The sequence below is a fragment of the Saprospira grandis genome (genome assembly GCF_027594745.1).
Classification (GTDB): domain Bacteria; phylum Bacteroidota; class Bacteroidia; order Chitinophagales; family Saprospiraceae; genus Saprospira; species Saprospira grandis.
The window spans coordinates 1652501-1670068 of sequence record NZ_CP110854.1 but is presented as its reverse complement, the minus strand read 5'-3'; the positions used below and the strand labels follow the sequence as shown (position 1 = coordinate 1670068).

General features: G+C 47.3%; 18 protein-coding genes (1 of these 18 running past the window's edge). 6 read left to right on the top strand and 12 right to left on the bottom strand.

Annotated features, from left to right (window positions below):
* Nucleotides 1-696: 696 nt before the first annotated feature.
* From OP864_RS06635 to OP864_RS06625, 3 genes are all read right to left on the bottom strand, one after another.
* Nucleotides 697-1302: an LON peptidase substrate-binding domain-containing protein gene (locus OP864_RS06635; RefSeq protein WP_270100459.1), complete on the bottom strand. Its 606-nt coding sequence runs from the start codon at nt 1300-1302 to the stop codon at nt 697-699.
* A 297-nt stretch (nt 1303-1599) separates the two neighbouring features.
* Entirely contained in the window at nt 1600-2028 is a 429-nt protein-coding gene (locus OP864_RS06630) for a hypothetical protein (RefSeq protein ID WP_270100458.1), read from the bottom strand.
* Nucleotides 1997-3820, bottom strand: coding sequence for an AMP-dependent synthetase/ligase (locus OP864_RS06625; protein WP_270100457.1), 1824 nt, complete (start codon nt 3818-3820; stop codon nt 1997-1999). The genes OP864_RS06630 and OP864_RS06625 overlap by 32 nt, the downstream gene beginning before the upstream one ends.
* 233 nt (nt 3821-4053) lie before the next feature.
* On the opposite strand from OP864_RS06625, the gene OP864_RS06620 reads away from it, so the two are divergent.
* Nucleotides 4054-4971: a zinc-dependent peptidase gene (locus OP864_RS06620; protein ID WP_270100456.1), complete on the top strand. Its 918-nt coding sequence runs from the start codon at nt 4054-4056 to the stop codon at nt 4969-4971.
* A 12-nt stretch (nt 4972-4983) separates the two neighbouring features.
* Entirely contained in the window at nt 4984-5775 is a 792-nt protein-coding gene (cysQ, locus tag OP864_RS06615) for a 3'(2'),5'-bisphosphate nucleotidase CysQ (protein WP_270100455.1), read from the top strand.
* 63 nt (nt 5776-5838) lie between these two features.
* Here cysQ and OP864_RS06610 read toward each other — a convergent pair whose 3' ends face one another.
* The 6 genes from OP864_RS06610 to OP864_RS06585 form a co-directional block, all read right to left on the bottom strand.
* Complete coding sequence (locus OP864_RS06610) at nt 5839-6396, bottom strand: hypothetical protein (RefSeq protein WP_270100454.1); 558 nt, start codon at nt 6394-6396, stop codon at nt 5839-5841.
* A gap of 47 nt (nt 6397-6443) precedes the next feature.
* Nucleotides 6444-7184 carry a hypothetical protein gene (locus tag OP864_RS06605; protein WP_270100453.1) on the bottom strand — a complete coding sequence of 247 codons (741 nt, stop codon included), beginning with the start codon at nt 7182-7184 and terminating at the stop codon, nt 6444-6446.
* 146 nt (nt 7185-7330) lie between these two features.
* On the bottom strand, nt 7331-7774 hold the full coding sequence (locus OP864_RS06600) for a hypothetical protein (RefSeq protein WP_270100452.1): 444 nt from the start codon (nt 7772-7774) through the stop codon (nt 7331-7333).
* Between the two features lie 173 nt (nt 7775-7947).
* On the bottom strand, nt 7948-9528 hold the full coding sequence (locus OP864_RS06595) for an NAD(P)/FAD-dependent oxidoreductase (RefSeq protein WP_270100451.1): 1581 nt from the start codon (nt 9526-9528) through the stop codon (nt 7948-7950).
* Between the two features lie 194 nt (nt 9529-9722).
* The gene (locus tag OP864_RS06590) at nt 9723-10049 is read right to left on the bottom strand and encodes a rhodanese-like domain-containing protein (protein ID WP_002659205.1); all 327 of its coding nucleotides are present in this window, start codon (nt 10047-10049) and stop codon (nt 9723-9725) included.
* 18 nt (nt 10050-10067) lie between these two features.
* Entirely contained in the window at nt 10068-10793 is a 726-nt protein-coding gene (locus tag OP864_RS06585) for an RluA family pseudouridine synthase (protein WP_270100450.1), read from the bottom strand.
* Between the two features lie 177 nt (nt 10794-10970).
* On the opposite strand from OP864_RS06585, the gene OP864_RS06580 reads away from it, so the two are divergent.
* Nucleotides 10971-11504, top strand: a complete 534-nt coding sequence (locus OP864_RS06580; protein ID WP_270100449.1) for an MFS transporter — start codon at nt 10971-10973, stop codon at nt 11502-11504.
* Complete coding sequence (locus tag OP864_RS06575) at nt 11450-12235, top strand: MFS transporter (RefSeq protein ID WP_270100448.1); 786 nt, start codon at nt 11450-11452, stop codon at nt 12233-12235. Before OP864_RS06580 ends, OP864_RS06575 begins: the two co-directional genes overlap by 55 nt.
* Before the next feature lie 142 nt (nt 12236-12377).
* Here the strand turns inward: OP864_RS06575 and OP864_RS06570 are convergent, their stop codons facing one another.
* From OP864_RS06570 to rplS, 3 genes are all read right to left on the bottom strand, one after another.
* Nucleotides 12378-13625, bottom strand: coding sequence for a hypothetical protein (locus OP864_RS06570; protein ID WP_270100447.1), 1248 nt, complete (start codon nt 13623-13625; stop codon nt 12378-12380).
* A gap of 10 nt (nt 13626-13635) precedes the next feature.
* A complete protein-coding gene (locus OP864_RS06565; protein ID WP_270100446.1) occupies nt 13636-14820 on the bottom strand; it encodes a hypothetical protein in 1185 nt (394 codons plus the stop codon).
* A gap of 107 nt (nt 14821-14927) precedes the next feature.
* Nucleotides 14928-15341 (bottom strand): 50S ribosomal protein L19, encoded by a 414-nt coding sequence (gene rplS, locus OP864_RS06560; RefSeq protein ID WP_015692060.1) that lies wholly within the window; start codon nt 15339-15341, stop codon nt 14928-14930.
* 195 nt (nt 15342-15536) lie between these two features.
* Between rplS and OP864_RS06555 the strand changes: the two genes are divergently transcribed.
* Together OP864_RS06555 and OP864_RS06550 are read left to right on the top strand one after the other, a co-directional pair.
* On the top strand, nt 15537-16820 hold the full coding sequence (locus tag OP864_RS06555) for a DNA recombination protein RmuC (protein WP_015692059.1): 1284 nt from the start codon (nt 15537-15539) through the stop codon (nt 16818-16820).
* A gap of 214 nt (nt 16821-17034) precedes the next feature.
* Nucleotides 17035-17568, top strand: partial view of a DUF5723 family protein gene (locus tag OP864_RS06550; protein WP_270100445.1) — the start only. It continues 972 nt past the right edge of the window; 534 of the gene's 1506 nt are visible here — the first part of the coding sequence; the start codon lies at nt 17035-17037; its stop codon lies off the right edge, out of view.

Sequence of the window (17568 nt, the reverse complement as noted above, 5' to 3'; positions counted from 1 at the left end):
CTACGGCCCGATGGGCCTTCGGGCCGGGCTGTATCGCAGCTCGCAGGTCTGCTCGGCCCTGCGCGGGCTTCGCCCGCTGGGTCTGGCGCTTCGCGCCACTGCTGCCCATCCCTCAGCCGATGCGCTGGCCGAAGGCCAGCGCAGGCCCTCAGCCCTAGGCTATACCTTATAGGGGAGCATTATAGTGAAGCAGCCCTATCTATTTTTGCTCTGTTCTAGAGGATTAAATAGGAGCTAAGGCCTAGGGGCTTTGGCTCTTTTTTTTGTAAATTCTGGCTAAGAGGGGCCTAAAATAAGGGAGAGGATTATCAGAGGTCCTCCTTAGGAGGTGCAGAGGTCCTCTTTAGGACTACTGTAGGTCCTCGCTAGCATCAAGAGAAGTCCTCGCTAGGATTTGCAGAGGTCCTCGCTAGGGTTACCTTAGGTCCTCAGGAGGACCTAAAGACCTCCTCCTGAGGATTAGGAGAAGTCCTCGCTAGGATTAAGGAAAGTCCTCAAGAGTATTTTCATTGGTCCTCTTGAGGACTATTATAGGTCCTCGCTTGGGGGTATAAGACTCCTCCTGAGGACTATGCGACCCCTACAGAGGGGTATGGGAACCCCTCTGTAGGGCTAGGAGAACCCCTCACTAAGACCGCAAAGAGGAGCAACTACTACAGTAGTTGCTCCTCTTTATTATTTGGACCAAGGGTTGATTTAATTAAAGCAAAAGCCTTTATAGACGGCCTTTTGTTGCATCAGTAAGAGGCCCAACTGCTTGACCTCATAGTGGAGTAAGGCTTTGCGGGCCTTGCTAGCTGGGGGCAATTGTAGATAGTGTAGTTTGGCCTTATCTTGAATAGGGAGTTGGCTAAGGAGGTCAAACTCGCCCATATCATTTTGTAGGGAGAGCGGAAGTGCGAGGGGGTGTTGGGCTTTGAGTAGGCGAAGCTGTTGCATCAGCCAGTGGTCCTCAAGGCGGGTATTTTGGGCATTGAGTACTTGGACCTGACCGCCGGGATAGGGTTTGTCTAGCCATTTGGGGCTATAGCTATCTAATTGTATGAGATCAATGACCTCTAGGTAGATATCAGCACGGCCATCTGGATGGGTCTTAATAATAGACTTTAGGCGGGCTAGGCAGCCTAATTGACCTGCTTGGGCGGGTTCCTCTATAGTGCAGGGAATTCCGATAAGCGGCTGCTCTCCTGTTTTGAGGTCCTCTAGTAACTTGCGGTAGCGGGGCTCAAAGATATGGAGTTGGAGGAGTTCGCCGGGCATTTTGATTAGGGGGAGGGGAAAGAGTGGCAGCGCTTGAAGCATAGGCGGTTTTATTTATAGTAACAGCATAAATATAAAAACAGTTGAGCAATATGTTTGTGAGCAGAGTAGACTGGGCCAAAAAAAGGGGACAAAACCGAAGTTTTGTCCCCTTTAGGGCCGAAGCAGACTGCCCCGCCTGAAAAAGAAAGATGAGCGGCCTAGGGATGGATAGCAGTGGCCCGAAGGGCCAGACCCAGCCGCCGAAGGCGGCGCAGGGCCGAGCAGACCTGCGAGCTGCGGCACAGCCCGCCCCAAGGCACATCGGGCCGCAGGGGAGGCCCCAAAAAAGGAGCTTATTTAAAAGCGTTCCCAGCTTTGTCTGTTGCCATTGCCGTTGCCAGCCACCTTAACATTGAGGTAGAGATAATCTGTAGGGCCACTTTTATCGAGCGTCATTGTGCCATCATAAAACTCATTATTGCTGCCCTTATCCTCATAGCTAAAGTTGGGGCCATCGGTTGGTTTGATGCGGCGCCATTTGCGTTGGCCGAGCAAAAAGTAGGGGCTATTGCCATTGGTGGCTCGAATAAAAGCATCGGTACCCTCCACTTCTACCTCCATAGCATCTAGGCTTGGTTTATTGCTATCGATGCGGCGCCAATTTCCGGCCAAGTCTTCGGGGCTATAGAGCGGGTCTGCGCTAGAAGACTGGCAGGCGGTAAGGCCGAGCAGCAATAGGCTGAGGGCTAAGAATTTACTGATAAAGTTTTTCGATAGCATCTTCATAATTGGCTAAAATGACTCTTCTTTTGAGCTTCATGGTGGGCGTGAGTTCTCCTGTTTCTACGCCCCAGGGGGTAGGGACCAGATGGAACTTCTTAATTTGCTCGACCTTAGAGAAGCGGGGGTTATAGCGGTTGACCACCGCTTGGAAGTAAGCGAGGACCTTAGGGTTTGCGAGGACCTCCTCGGGCTTGGTCCAGGTAATATTTTTATCTTGGCACCAATTCTTGAGGCTTTCAAAGTTGGGTTGAATAAGGGCCGAGACAAACTTGCGTTTTTCGCCAACCACCATGACCTGCTCCACCAAAAGATCTTCTTTGAGCGTGCTTTCGATAGGGGTGGGGGCGACATATTTTCCGCCAGAAGTTTTGAGTAGTTCCTTTTTGCGGTCGGTAATTTTGAGGAACTTGATGCCCTTTTTGTTTTCTACGATCTTGCCAATATCGCCAGTGAGGAACCAACCTTCTTCATTGAAGACCTCGGCGGTTTTATCTTCTTTGCGGTAGTAGCCCATCATGACCGAATTTCCTTTGACCAGGACCTCGCCTTCGCCGGGGCCATAGCTATCGTCTTGATCAATTTTGACCTGCACGCTAGGGAGAATAGGGCCAACGCTACCGATCATGGCTTGGTAGGGCTCAAAAATATTGATAGAAATAGCGGGAGAGGTTTCGGTCAGGCCATAGCCTTCACGGATAGGGACGCCCACAGCGGAGAAGAGTTGTGTCATGCGAGGGGGGCAGGCGGCGGCACCGGTTACAATTCCTTTCAAGCGGCCACCGAGGCGATCTCTAACCTTAGAGAAGACTAGTTTATCGGCAATCTTCCATTTGATGGCTTCTAGGCCAGCAGCCTGCCAATCGAAATCATACTTTTCGGTTAGTCCGAGGGCCCAATTAAATATTTTTTCTTTGAGGCCGCCTTCGGCTTGGACCTTCAGCATCATTTTCTCATAGACCTTTTCGAGGAGTCGGGGGACCGTAGTAAAGAAATGGGGGCGGACATCCTGCAGGGTTTCCGAGAGCGTATCGAGGTCCTTAGCATAGAAAATTTGTGCTCCTTTGGCCATATAGCTATAAGTAACGGTTCGTTCAAAGACATGGCAGAGCGGCAGGAAGCTCAGGGCGATATCTTGGGGTTGAAGGGGGATAAAGGGGAGCACATCGCGGACATTGGTGGCAATATTATTATGGCTGAGCATCACGCCCTTGGGTTTGCCTGTAGTTCCGGAGGTATAAATAATGGTCGCTAGATCTTCGGCTTTAATTTTATCCTTATGGGCTTGGATAATGTCCATATTGGGGTTTTCGCCCCAGATATGTTCCCAGAAACTGACCTCTTGGCCATTGGCATCTACTTGTCCTTGGGCATCGGCCTCATCAAAGGTAAAGATAGCTTGAAGAGAGGGGATATCACTTTGGGCGGTACGGACCTTATCGAGCAGGTCGCCATGGCCAACGACAGCATACTTAATGGTAGAGTCATTAAAGATATAGACATAATCATCGGGGCTAATTGTGGGATAGACGGGGACGTTAATCACCCCAATTTGCTGCATACCCAGGTCCATGATATTCCATTCTGGGCGGTTATTATAAGAGATCAGGGCAATTTTATCGCCGGGTTTCATGCCCATTTGCAGCAGTCCCCAGCTTACTTTATTGATGAGCTCTAGCACTTTTTCTGTACTATAGTAGTACTTTTTGCCACTAATATGCTGGCCTCCGATAGCTTTGGGGAGGGGATAATGGGCAGCTTGATAATAAGGGATATCAAAAAGACGACGAATTTCCATAAGGTTGATTATTTTTGGCCTAGAGCGATAAAACGCATACTAAATCATGGCTTGAATGTAACAATTTGGGCCTTTTGGCCTTCTTGTTTGGGGAGAGCGGCTTTAGGGCTGCTGTTCTAAATTTAGAAAATATCTTAGATATAAATATCCTCGCTTGCAAAATTATCTTAAAAAGATGTTATATCTAAGCAGCTATATAAAAATATAATTTGGTCCACTAGCATCTTACTCTTATGCCTATTTTAGCACTTCTTCTGATTCCTTCTGGTATTGGCACCTTAATATTTATCTATTTACTCCTCAACGACTTGATTGCTGATGAGTGGAAATGGTTGGGAGCGATCCCCTTAGGCATTTTTGTGGGCACCTACTTAATTCGTAGAGGAATTTACGAGTGGTGGGCGGTAAAGCATCCTCCGGGATTGGCCAAGGTAGAGCAAGATATATTGGGGCAGTTTTTTCCTTATTACCGTAATTTGGGGGCAGAGCACAAGCGCTTTTTTGAGCAGCGCTTAAGTATTTTTAGAATGCAAAAGCAGTTTCAGATGAGAGGGGCGGAGAAGCTGCCTGGTGATATACAGCTATTGGTATCTGCTCGGGCCATTCAGATGACGATGGGCAAGGCTTTTCAGAAAGAGTTTTTTCCTAAGTTGGGGATGATTGTATTATTTCCTCGGACCTTCATCACGCCTAAAATCAATGAGAAGATTCATGCGGTAGAATTTGAGGAAGAAGAGCCATTTAGCAGCTTGTTCATTTCGGTCAATATGTTTATCCGAGGGCTAAAGGCTCCGCATCAGTATTATGATGTTTGTTTGTATGGCTTTGCCAAAGCCTTTAAGGCCGAGCATCATATTCATGATGAAGATTTACCGATAGGGGACCGCATGGACTTTTTGGCTCGGCTGCATGTTTTGCGTCAGTTTAAGGTGGGCTATAGCCTAGAGTATACGGGTTTGCCAGACTTTGAGCTCTTTGAGTTGGCTTCTGAGCACTTTTTTACTTATCCTGAGGCCTTTAAGGGAGAGTTTCCTGAGGTCTATGAGTTTTTGGTAAAGACCTATGGGCAGGATCCCCTTAGTTTTAGTGCGCCAGCTTTACAGGATGGGGTGGGTAATCCAGCCCTAGAGGAAGAAGATGATTTACATTAAACTATAGAGAAAATGATTGCGCTAAGCCTTTCTGACATCCAGTTGATTCAAAAAATTGCCCAAGAGGCAGGGCAAGCTATTATGCAAGTCTATGAGCAGCCTACGGCCAATTGGCAGCTAGAGCAAAAAGCAGATGATAGCCCTTTGACTTTGGCAGATCAGCGCTCGAATGCTATTATTTGCCAGGCCTTGGCTTGCCATTGGCCAGAAATTCCGATCATCTCGGAAGAAGAGCAGATCGCGCCCTATGAGGAGCGTAAAGATTACCGCTATTGCTGGCTGATTGATCCTTTGGATGGGACCAGAGAGTTTGTCAACCGAAATGGAGAGTTTGCCATTAACATCGCTTTGGTTGAGCGGGGCGAGGTTATTTTTGGCTTGCTCTATGCCCCCCTAAATCAGGATGTATATTGGGCACAAAAAGGAGAGGGGGCTTATTTGCTAGACAAAGGCGAGTATAAACGGATTTGGGCCAGCAGTTTCTCTTTTGAACAAGAGGGGCTGCGGGTTTTGGGCTCTCGCTCACATCTTCGGCCTGCTACAGAGGCCTATATTCAGTCTCTAAATCAGCCGCAATTTATGGCCAAAGGCAGCGCCCTAAAGTTTATGGCCCTAGCCCAAGGCCAAGCCGATATTTACCCCCGCTTAGGCCCCACTATGGAATGGGATACTGCCGCTCCTCAAATTATCCTGCAAGAAGCTGGGGGCCAAATCCTCGATTGGGAGAGCCGAAAACCTCTGCGCTACAATAAGGCCGATTTGCATAATCCGCATTTTATGGCCCAAGGAAAAGAAGAGCAATAAGCAGCATAAAAAAAGCCCTAGTTCTTTAAAGAACTAGGGCTAAAATTTAGCGTCTATATTAACTTACTCGATCTCAATGATCTCATCACCGATTTTGATATCACCAGTTTTGAGTTCAATCTGAGCATCAGACTTAAGTGTTGTTTTAAGAACAGGCTTGATTACGATAACAGTCTCAATGTTGCGCTTCATGTTACCACGAGCGGCTAGACCTGCATCAGGCATGAGGCGGTTTTCGCTAAGTACGTAGTAGCCAGGTGTTTTTACATTGAAGTTGATCACTTCTTCCAACAACTTACCACGAACAGTAACCTGCTTTTCCATCTTAGGCGCATTCACATAGAAAATACCATCTTCTGTGCGACCTTCGAGCTCATAACGGCCCGCTTTTACCAATTGCTCCAATACAGAAACAGGCATATTAGAAATAACTTCGATTTCTACGCGCATTCCTTTCTGGTCCCAAGGTTCGGCGCCAATAGTGGCATTTTTGGTTTCAAAAACCACTTCCGAGCTTTCTTCGGGCATTAGGGTTTTTACCAAGGTTTTTTCGCTATTGTCTTGGGCCTGAACCAAAAAAGCAAAAGACATAAATAGAGCAATAAAGGCAGAGATTCTCATGATTGTGTGTTTTGTAATCAAAATAAAAATAAGAGCAGAGGGAATGGCTATCTGTAGTCGAGTTCGTCTTCTACCAAAATCCAAATTCCTCCATATTGGCTTTTAAATTCTTCAGCAGTCATGTTAGGCTGCATCGTTCCACGACGGCTAGCCCCAACAGGCTCCTCTTCAGATAGACCATGCACGCGGCTTTTGGTCTTTTCATCTTTCTTCTTAAAGCGGTCTTTCATATTGGCTTTGGCAGCTGATTGCTCATTCACGCCAATCCAAACAAATTCTACTTCCACTTTGTCCTCAATGTCTTCCTTAATCTGGCGCATCTTTTTCAAAGCAGCCTGATTTCCTCTAGCATTAACCACCAAAGCCGGATCTAGCTTTTTCTTAATGGTTTTGCCTTCTTTCTGAAAGTAGCCGGGCGTTTGTACCGATACAAAGATCTTTTCCTCCAATAACAAGTTACCAACCGTAATCATCTTATCCAAATTTGGCATCGTGATATAGTAAGTGTCTCCATCCAATAAACCTTGCATTTCATAACGACCCGCCTTGAGCAGCTCTTTCATGATTGATTCTGGATAGTTAGAGTGCACCAAAAGACGAATGCGCAAGCTACTTTGATCCCAGGGCTCTAGGTCTAGCTCTTCAAAGTTAAACTTAAAGCTGATGTTTTCGGCACCCTCGGGGTCCAAGGTCTTAATTAGGTTTTTTTCTGTTGCCTGAGTTTTCTGCGCCTGTACTGCGCCAAAACCAAAACTTAGGAAAAGAAATAGAAATGCTAATTTTTGCATGTATGTAGAGATAAAAGTTGGTGATGAATAAATGAAGGGCTTGTCTTGTATTGGTTTTTTTTATTGGGCAAACTACTTGCCAAGCTGCCTTTTGCACCTCCGCTTTTTTATTCTTTTACGCAATTCTTCTCTAAAAGATTGTTTTTCTACAAAAATATTTCGGTCAAGGAGATGTTTTTTTGCCGCTCTTCGCCTGCTTCCCAAAGGTCTACAATGGCTTTTTTTGGCCCTTCTGTTACCTTGATGTTTTTGTCGGTCCCCAATTGGCGAACTAAGATGGCATTCATTTTTGGCAAGACAACATCCCACTTAATAAAGGGCCGCACAAGGGACGGAATCTTTTTGAGCTGTTGCTGTATGGCCTCGTCTTGCAGCAGTTGCTGGGCGGTCATCCGGACCAAGTTTTCTCCCGCCAAGTTGCGCAGACAAACAAAGGGCAGGCCCTGTTCTACTTCCACCCACATATATAGGTTGGGGTCCTCAAATTGCTTTTTCCGATAAATTAAGGCCTCGTTTAATTCCTCTTGGGCCTTCCCAAAGACCATTTCCAAGACTTTGGGGTTCTTCAAAGGGTTGCTAAATAGTCCCATCTGTTTTTGTTTTATATTGTTTTTTGGGGCCTGCCGCCTTCGGCGGCCGGGCCCTTGCATGGCTCGCAGGTCTGCTCGGCCCTGCCTCGCCTTCGGCTCCTTGGTCTGCGGCTGCGCCGCACCATTTCAGGCCCCTAGGCCTGCGGGCGCTCCGCGCCCTGTCCACCGCAAAATTATTGGGCCGCTATCCATTTGGCCAAAGCTTGGGCCACTTTCTGCCCATCCATAGCTGCCGAAATGATGCCGCCCGCATAACCCGCTCCCTCTCCACAGGGAAATAGGGCCGCTAGTTCTGGATGCATGCAGCTATCTGGCTCTCTCGGTATCCGAATAGGGGAGCTGGTTCTACTCTCTACCCCAATTAATTGGGCTTCTTCGGTATAATAACCCCGCATTTTTTTGCCCATCTGTTGCAAACCAAGCTGCAAACGACGGCTAATTCCCGCAGGAAGCAATTGGTCCAAACGGGCCGAGTAAATTCCAGGGATGTAAGAGGTTTTGGGCAAGCTACTAGAGGTTTTCCCCTTGACAAAGTCGGTAAGGCGCTGAGCTGGCGCCGCCTGGCTCCCATCTCCCGCCCGAAATAGGGCTTGTTCTACCTCTTGCTGAAAGCTCATGGCCGCAAATGGACCTAAATGCGCATACTCTTTCAAGTCTTCCATATCTACGGCGACCACCATGCCCGAATTGGCAAAAGGAGAGTCTCGTCTAGACATCGACATCCCATTGACGACTAATTCGCCTGGGGCCGTAGAAGCGGGCACAATCAATCCGCCCGGACACATACAAAAGGAGAATACGCCTCGGTTTTCTACCTGGCAAACTAGGCTATAGCTAGAAGCAGGCAGTTCTTTGGGCCGCTCTTTTATGCCATATTGCAATTCATCGATTAGGGCCTGAGGGTGTTCTATCCGCACGCCAAGGGCAAAGGGTTTGGCCTCAATGGCCACCTTTTTTTGGTCCAATAAACGGAAGATATCTCTGGCCGAATGGCCCGTAGCTAAAATAACGCCTTGGCCCCACCATTCTTTGCCATCAGCGGTGCGCAAGCCTTTTAGGCTTCTTTGGCCCTGTTTCTCCTCAATCAGAAAGTCGGTGACCCAAGCCTCAAAATGGATTTCTCCGCCCTTGCTTTCTATGGTCTCTCGCATGGCGGCCACTACCTTGGGCAGTTTGTTGGAGCCAATATGCGGGTGGGCATCAATGAGAATATCGCTGGGGGCGCCATGTTCTACAAACAAGCGCAAGGATTTTTCTATGCTTCCTCTTTTTTTGGAACGAGTATAGAGTTTTCCGTCAGAATAAGTACCGGCTCCACCTTCGCCAAAGCAGTAATTAGAATGTGGGTTTACCTCGCCAAACTGCTGAATGGCCCGAAGGTCGCGGCGGCGGGCCCGCACATCTTTTCCTCTTTCGAGGATAATGGGTTTTAGGCCAAGCTCAATAAGTTCTAGGGCGGCAAAGTAGCCTGCGGGCCCTGCCCCAACGATTAAGACTTGGGGGCGATTTTGGACCTGCGGCAAGGCCGCAATAATAGAAGGCGTTTCGGGAACAAGCTCTCCCGTTTTATAGGCGACAATACGGAGGCGGAAAAGTGGCTGCCGCCCTCTAGCGTCTAGGCTTCTTCGGCGGATATACCAATGGGCCAATTCTTGGTTTTTGGGCCAGCGCAACTTTTTGCGCAATTTTTTCTCGATCAGGGCCTCTTGCTCCAGTTCTTGGGGCAAAATGCTAATTTCTACTTCTTGAGGCATGACTACGATTTAGGTAGTAAATGATAAAATAGGGGCAGGGGAGGGGCCAGGCTTGGGCCTCGGCCTAGCGATGTGCAGCAGTGGCCCGCAAGGGCCAGACCCAGCCGCCTTTGGCGGCGCAGGGCCGAGCAGACTTGCGAGCTGCGAAACGTAGCGCCGACGAGCGAAGCGAGGCGGAGGCCCCAAAAAATAATTTAATAAGCGGTCATATTGGGATCGATCTCCTTGGCGTAGGCGATAATGCCCCCATCTAGGCTATAGAGGTTATCGAAACCGTGTTGTTGTTGTAGGAAGAGGGCGGCCATATAGGAGCGGCGGCCTGTTTTGCAGTGCAAAACCACGGGTTTATCGCGGGCAATTTCTTGGGCGCGGACATCAATTTCTCCTAGGGGGATATGCGTCCCATTGATATGGCAAATCTCGAGTTCATCGGCCTCTCGAAGGTCGATGAGTTGGAAATCGAATTGATCGTCTTGCATCCGTTTGAGTTCTTGCACATTAACGGCTTTTACCTGCTCCATAGTGGTTTGTTTTGCTGTTTAGATAATGACATTTTTATAGTCGGGCATTTCGCCTAGGGCATCTTGGAAGAGTTTCCAGATCTGCTCATTGGGGATAGGGGCCCAAATATCGATTGCTTCTTTTTTGACGGGGTGAATAAACGAAAGGCTGGCGGCATGAAGGTGAATGCGGCCATCTTTGTTTTTATTTTTTGCGCCATACTTCACATCGCCACGGATAGGGCAGCCCATGCGGGCGAGTTGTGCGCGGATTTGGTGGGGGCGGCCCGTGTGTGGAATCACCTCTAGCAAATGGTGCTCTCCGATGCCACCAAGCAGGCGGTAGTCGAGTTTAGCGAACTTATAATGTTTATTTCGGGCGGTATTAGAGACCGAAACGATATTGCGTTCTTTATCTTTGGCGATAAAATGCAAGAGGGTGCCCGATAGCTCCTCGGGGCGTTTTTCTACGATTGCGAGGTAGCGTTTTTGGACCGCTCTTTCCTTGAAGAGCTTATTCATTCTTTCGAGGCCCTTAGAGGTGCGGGCAAAGAGGACCGTACCGCTAACGGGGCGGTCGATACGGTGAATTACACCTAGAAAAACGGCGCCTGGTTTTTGGTATCGGAACTTGATATAGTCTTTGGCATATTCAGAGAGGGGGCGGTCGCCAGTTTGGTCGCCTTGGACCAACCAGCCCGCGGGTTTATTTAGGGCAATCAGGTGGTTATCCTCATGGATAACGGTATAGTTTTCTTCTCGCATGATATTATTTTAGGGCACAAAGATAATCAAGTTGTTGAAGAACTCATATTCAATTGGCTGGAAAGCAAGGAAAGGGCGGGGGAGTTGGGGGCAAATTTCTTAGGAAAAGATTAAAGGCTGGGGGCAGCTAGTCCTCTAATTTTTCAGGACCTTTGGGGGCAACAAAATAGAAAAGCTTTGAGAAACAAATCTGCTATTCGATTATTATTAGGGGCCAATTTTATTTCGGGGGTGGCCCAGGGCATTAGTATGATAGCGGTGCCGCTTTACTTTGCCGAAAGCGGTCAGTCGGCTTGGTTTGGCTTGGCCTATACCCTAATTACTTTGGTGACCTTATTTTGGGCGCCTTATGCGGGCAGTTTGGTAGATAAGCACGACCGAAAAAAGCTATTTTTAGTCTTGATGGCCTTTATGGCCTTGGCTTTGGCGGCCTTATCGGCTTTAGGGTTTAGCCAAGGGCTGAACAACTATATTGCGGTGGGGGCTTTTGCCTTGACCTTCTGGAATTACAGTCTGCATTATCTCTGTTTTTATGCCTTTATGCAGGAAATTACGGAGCGGGAGCATTATAGCAAAATTGCCTCTTTGTTAGAGGTACAGGGGCAGTTGGCCTCGGCTTTGGCTGGGGGGCGGCGGCGGTGCTCTTGGACCCCGAAATGGCGGATTATTGGGGTTTTGAGGCCTGGGAGCTCCCTCAAATATTTGCCCTAGATGCCAGTACTTATGTCTTGGGCCTACTGATTATCTTTTTCATGAAGTTCGAGTCGCTTACCCTAAGAGAAGCCGAGAAGGGCAGCCTTTGGCAACGCCTCAAGATTGGTTGGGATTACCTAAAGGGCGAGCCCTATGTCTTTTTGTTTGGGGTCTTGACCCATGCCGTATTTATTACGGTTCTTTTGCATGTTTTTGAGCTTTCGCCCACTTATGTCAAGCAGTGTTTGGCGGGAGAGGGCGATAGTGTGGCTAGTATTTTTGCCATTTCGGAGGTACTCTATTCGGTAGGGGCCGTTTTGGCGGGTTTGGCCATACAGCGCATTTTCAAGGGCTTTAGCTTTTTATCGGCGATTATTTTGCTCACGCTCATTACGCTTTTAGAGTATGGGGCGATGTTTTCGTTTTACTCTGTTGGGGTCTTTTGGGCCGTGAGTTTGCTCTTGGGCCTAACCAATGCGGGGGTGCGTGTGATTCGGGTTTCTTATTTGTTTGAGGTGGTGCCCAATCAGGTGATTGGTCGGGCCAATAGCATTTTTGGCATTAGCAATACGCTTTTTCGGCTGGGGTTTTTGGCCTTATTTAGCCTGCCTTTTTTTCATGAAAAGGGCCAAGTGGTATTTAGCTTCCTCATTTTTATGGGCTTTTTGGGCTTGTCTGCGGGCATTTTGGGAGCCTATTATGGCCCAATTGTGGGCAAAAGAGAAACTGCCGAAGAAGAGGAGGAGTAGTTATTTTCTTTTGGGGCCTCCTGCCTGCGGCAGGCGCTACGTTTCGCAGCTCGCAGGTCTGCTCGGCCCTTCGTCGCTTTGCTCCTCGGTCTGGCCTTCGGCCACTGCTGCACATCGCTAGGCCAAAGGCGGTATAGCTGCGCTAAAATTCCTGTTCATTGCCACGAACTTGCTGCAGGGCGCTATTAAAAACCTGGACCAGATATTCGCTTTCTTCTTGAGAAATGGAGAGTAGGCTAGCATCAAATAGCTGTTGGCGTTCTCCATTTCGGAGTTGGACCGAAATGGGGTAAATATAGCTTATAGAGGTTCCATTCTTTGTTTTGTTAACTACTTTTTCCTCTACAAAGTCCCAGTATTCAATATCTTGGATAGGGATACGGATTTTTTTGCCAGCTCGGAAAGGGCGGTGTCTGAGGCTGAAGAAATCGGTATTTAGCTGAAACTGGCTACTATTGACAAGGTTGATCAGGGCACGGCGAAGGAGCCAGAGGCCAACAGCGACAAAAATCATGAGAAAAGCAATGGCGAAGAGTGTAATGCTATGGGGTTGTTCTAGATAAAGCTGGAAGAGAAAAAAGGCAATATTGCCCGTGATGCCAGTCCAGATAAGGCCAAAAATCAAGTGAAAATAGCCAATAGGGTTATACCAGCTTTTGACCAAAAAGAGGCCATCTTGATTAAAGTCGGTAAGGATGCTATTGGGGCGAGCTTTTAGTAATTTCTGCAGGTCAGAGAAGCTTTGAGGGCTGTTTGCTCTTTCCATTTCTGGGCTCTTTTCGCTTGCATCTTCTTCCAGAAAGTAGGGAAACTCTTTTATCTCTGTATTTGGACTGTGTTTGGGCAACTCATTTTTAACGGGAGCATCTTGGATGCCCCAAAAATCTTCGATGAGCTCTTCTAGGGTTTGGGCTTCTTCTAGGGTTAAAAAGCAGGGGTTGGGCAGGCTGAAGGTTTGGCCAAAAAGGTATTGGCGTTGGCCATCTTGGTTGAGATAGGCGGGCAGTACTCCCTTGCTATTTTGCTTAGCAGAGTCGATGATAAAAATCTGTTGGACCTGATTTTTCCAGATTCGTTTTTTATTAAAGCAGGGGATAGGGCCGCTAGAGATAAGGAGTTCATCCTTGGAGAGCTGCAGTTTGGTGGTGTTCAGGATATTGCCGAGGGCTGTATAAAGCAGGCCAATACCAATGAGGATAAAAAAGCTAGGCATAATAATAAAGGGGAGATCTAGGGCCGAAAACTTATCCTTTAGTTGGCTATTGGCTATATATAGGAAAAAGCTGCTGAAGCTGGTCCAGATAAGGCCAAAAATGAGGAGGCCAATGCCTGAGAAGCGGCTCCAGGGGTTGCTAATGAGGTAGCCTTCATTTGTTTTTTGAATATTCATGAGGGTAGCGTTAGAGTTGATATAAGGCCTGTTGTAGCAATTGGGCTAAAAACTGGCTTTCTTCTTTGCTGATGGATAGGGCCAAAGGGGCGTGAACTTCTTGGTATTCTTGATTCTTAAGGAGAAGGCTGAGGAAATACTCCTCATGAGAAACCCTTTCTCCTCCTCCTTGACGATCATAAACAAAGTAGCCAGATCGTTGGTCGGGAAGTATGGCTTGAATTTGTGTTTTGGGGATGGATAATTCTTGCTTTCTTTTTTGTCCATTGTATCGAACCCTCAGGCTATCTTGGCTAAGATGAATTTGGAGGCTGATTTGTTTATCCTGTTTGTTTTTTCGGAGAAGAGTTATGGCTACAGCGATAAAGGTGAGGGGTAAAATTAGGATGAGAAAAGGAAGCAGGTTGCTAAGAGAAGCTTGCAGAAGGAAGCCGGTCACAACTAGTAGTGAAAAGACGCCAATAAGGCCAAAGGCCCATCCAAAATAGGCAAAAATAGGCAGTTGATCTTTGGGGCTTGTTTTAAGGATAAAGAGCTCATTTTCTTGGAGGTCAATAGTGAGGGGGTAGTTCTGGTTTTGGACCAGCTCGCTTAAAGAAGTCTGTAGAGGAGGTTCAGTGCTAGCCGACTCCAGTTGGCTAGAGCGCTTTTGTTGGTTTTGGAGCTCTTCTTCAAGGGGAGCATCTTCAATTTCCCAAAACTCTTCGATGAGTTGTTCTAGTTTTTGGGCTTCACGGAGGCTGAGTTGAAAGTAATTATGGGCTTGCCCTAGAAAGTCGCCAAGCAGAAAGCGGTGCCAGTCATCGGTTGTTTGGTAGGCAAGGATAAAATGGCCGCTTTCTATTTGGCCTTTGGGGAGAATATATACCTGCTGAACATTCTTGCGGAGAACGAGCTGTTTAGGGCTTAGTGGCAGAGGGCTGCTCCAGCTAGAGAGCTGGTTTTTTTCTATTAGAATAAAGCTACGGTTGAGGCGATGAGCAAAGCCGAGGTAGAGGCAAAGTCCGCCAATAGCAAGAAAAATAGCGATAAAGAAATAAACAAGGCTGAGGAGGTCATTTTCTGCAAAGGGGAGATAAAGCAGGAGGAAGGGGCAGCTAGAAAAAAGGAAGCCCAAGACAAAGAGTTTAGGTTGTTTATCCCATTTCTTTTCAATAAGTAGGTTAGGGGGTTGTTTATGGGAGCTAATGTTCATTCTATTGGGCTTATAGGTATTGGTTCTGTAAAGAGAACAGAAAAAGGATTGCTGACTAAATTAGTCAACAATCCTTTGATATAGTAAGTCTTGAGTAGAAAAACTTCTTATTTGTTTCCGAAGGTCCAGCTATACTTACGACCTTTATCTTCAGCGGTTTGACGCTTAACAAAAGTTTTCTCTTTCACGCGGCCAGCTTTTCCGATAGCATTGCGAAGGTAGTAAAGGCGAGCGCGACGAACGCGGCCTTTTTGGTGGTTCACGATGCTCACCAAAGTGGGGCAGTTGAAAGGGAAGATACGCTCGATGCCTACACCGTGCGAGATTTTGCGGATCGTGAAAGTTTTAGTAACACCAGTTCCTTTAACTTGGATAATGGTGCCACGGAAAGTTTGTTCCCGTTCTTTTTGACCTTCAATGATTTTATAAGTGACAGACACAGTATCACCAGCCTTGAAATAATCGAACTGGCTCATCTCTCTGGCTGTCTGCTCTTCTACGTACTGAATCAAGTTTTTCATCTCAAAAATATAATTGATAGCGTTTTTTATCTATAAAGCGAGGCAAAGATAATAAAATATCTAACTCCCAATAAGAAAGGAGCCTTTTTTATTGCAAAATTGTGCTAGATGAGGGCCAGTTGCTGCCTGCTTTCAGATTTTTAATATCTTTGGTTGGCCCACTAAAAGAATGGAGGGCAAAAATAGCTAATTTTTATGGAATATCTAATCTTTTTTGCTCCAGGATTGATTTTGGGCTTTATTTTAGGCCATTTATGGGGGAAAAGGGGGCAAAAGCCGACTAATCAGCCAGATAGTGGGGGGCAGTTGTTGCCCTTATTGCAAGAAAAGGAGGCCGAGTTGAGGGGAAAGAACGAGGAGTTATTAGAATTGCATAAGGCCCTATCGGCCCAAGAGCCGCTTATTGATCAGTTGCGGGAGCAGAGTCAGGCACAGGAGTCGGAGTTGCAGCGTTTGCAGGAAGAGATGTATTTGCGCTTTGAGCAGATGGCCAATCAGTTATTGGAAGAAAAGGGGCAGCGGCTAAAGGCACAGAGTCAGGAGCAGTTGCAGCAGTTGTTGCAGCCCTTGGGGCAGCAACTGCGTCGCTTTGAGCAAGATTTGGTACAGATGCACCAGCAGAGTCAGCAGAAGCAGGCGCAACTAGATGAGCAGCTTCGGCAATTGTTTAGCTTAAACCAAACGATAGGGCAGGAGGCCAAGGAGCTTTCTCAGGCCTTGAAGGGGAACCTCAAGTTGCAGGGCAATTGGGGCGAGCAGATTTTGGAGCGTTTATTTGAGGCTTCGGGTTTGAGTAAGCGGTATATGATAAAGACGCAGGCCCATTTTGTAACGCCTGATGGCCGGAAGCGGCAGCCAGATTTCATTGTGCAGCTGCCCCAAAATCGGCAATTAATTGTGGACTCTAAGGTGAGCTTGCGGGCCTATTTGCGCTATATGCAGGCCGAAGAGGGTTCTGCCGCGGCGGCCAAGGCCAAAAAAGAGCATCTTCAGGCCATTAAGCAGCATATAAAGGGCTTGAGTGAGAAGAAATATGAGTTGTTGCCGCAGTTGAACAGTTTGGATTATGTGCTTTTGTTTATTCCCGTAGAACCTGCTTTTTTATTGGCCTTAGAGGAGGAAGAAGAATTATTTTTTGATGCTTTGCAGCAAAATATTGTCTTGGTGAGTCCGAGTAGCTTATTAGTTAGTTTGCGGACCATTGCGCAGCTTTGGCGGCAAGAACAGCAAAATGAAAATGCGCAGCAGATTGCTCGGCAGGGGGGGCGTTTGTACGATCGCTTTGTGCTTTGGGTAGAAAAGATAGAGAGCTTGGGGAAACAAATTAAGACGGTGCAGAACAACTACGATAAAATTCTGTATGATTTGCGGGACCAAAGAAACAGCCTGATTAATGAAAGCGATAAGTTGAGGAGTTTGGGAAGCCAAAATAGTCGACAATTGCCCGATAGCATGCAAAGCAAGGAGGAAGAGCTGTAGGGGAGGAGCGAAGCAGGGCCAAATTGGCCTAGCGATGTGGAGGGGTGGCCGTTAGGCCAGACCGAGGCGGCGCAGCCGCCGAAGGGCCGAGCAGACCTGCGAGCCCCGCAACGTAGCGCCGCAAGGCGAAGCCGCAGCGGAGGCCCCAAAAAAATAAAGTATTGCCACTTTTTAGTGTTATTTTTCGTTTTAAGGAAAACAAAACCAATACCCTATGAAAACTATTTTACCCTTTTTGGGACTCTTTTTTTTGAGTCTAACGCTTTGGGCGCAGCCATCTACGGGCTATCATGCCAGTAATTATGCGGGCATACAATCTATTTCTGTAAATCCGGCCAATATTGTAAATAGTCGGTTTCGGCAAGATATCAATCTGTTTAGTTTTGATGTGAATATTAGCAACAACTATTTGGGCTTGAATACCAGCATGTTTAACCTGAGTAAGTTGAAAAATCCGTTATTTGATAGTACTTATAGTGGAAACTTTCAGTTGTTTCGGGACCAGCAGTTGCGGGAGAAGCCTAAAGATGAGGCGAGGATGTATCAGGAGGGTTATACCTTGGGGCCTTCTATCGGTTTTGAGGTTGGGCGGCATTCTTTTGCGGTGACGACAGCCTTGCGGCAGTATTTCCATATTGATAATTTGGATCAGGATATGGCGCAGATGATTTTATCGGAGTTGGAGAATCCGAGTTTGCAAAATATCAATATCAATAATGGCAAGTTTCAGGCTTTGGCGGGTTTTTGG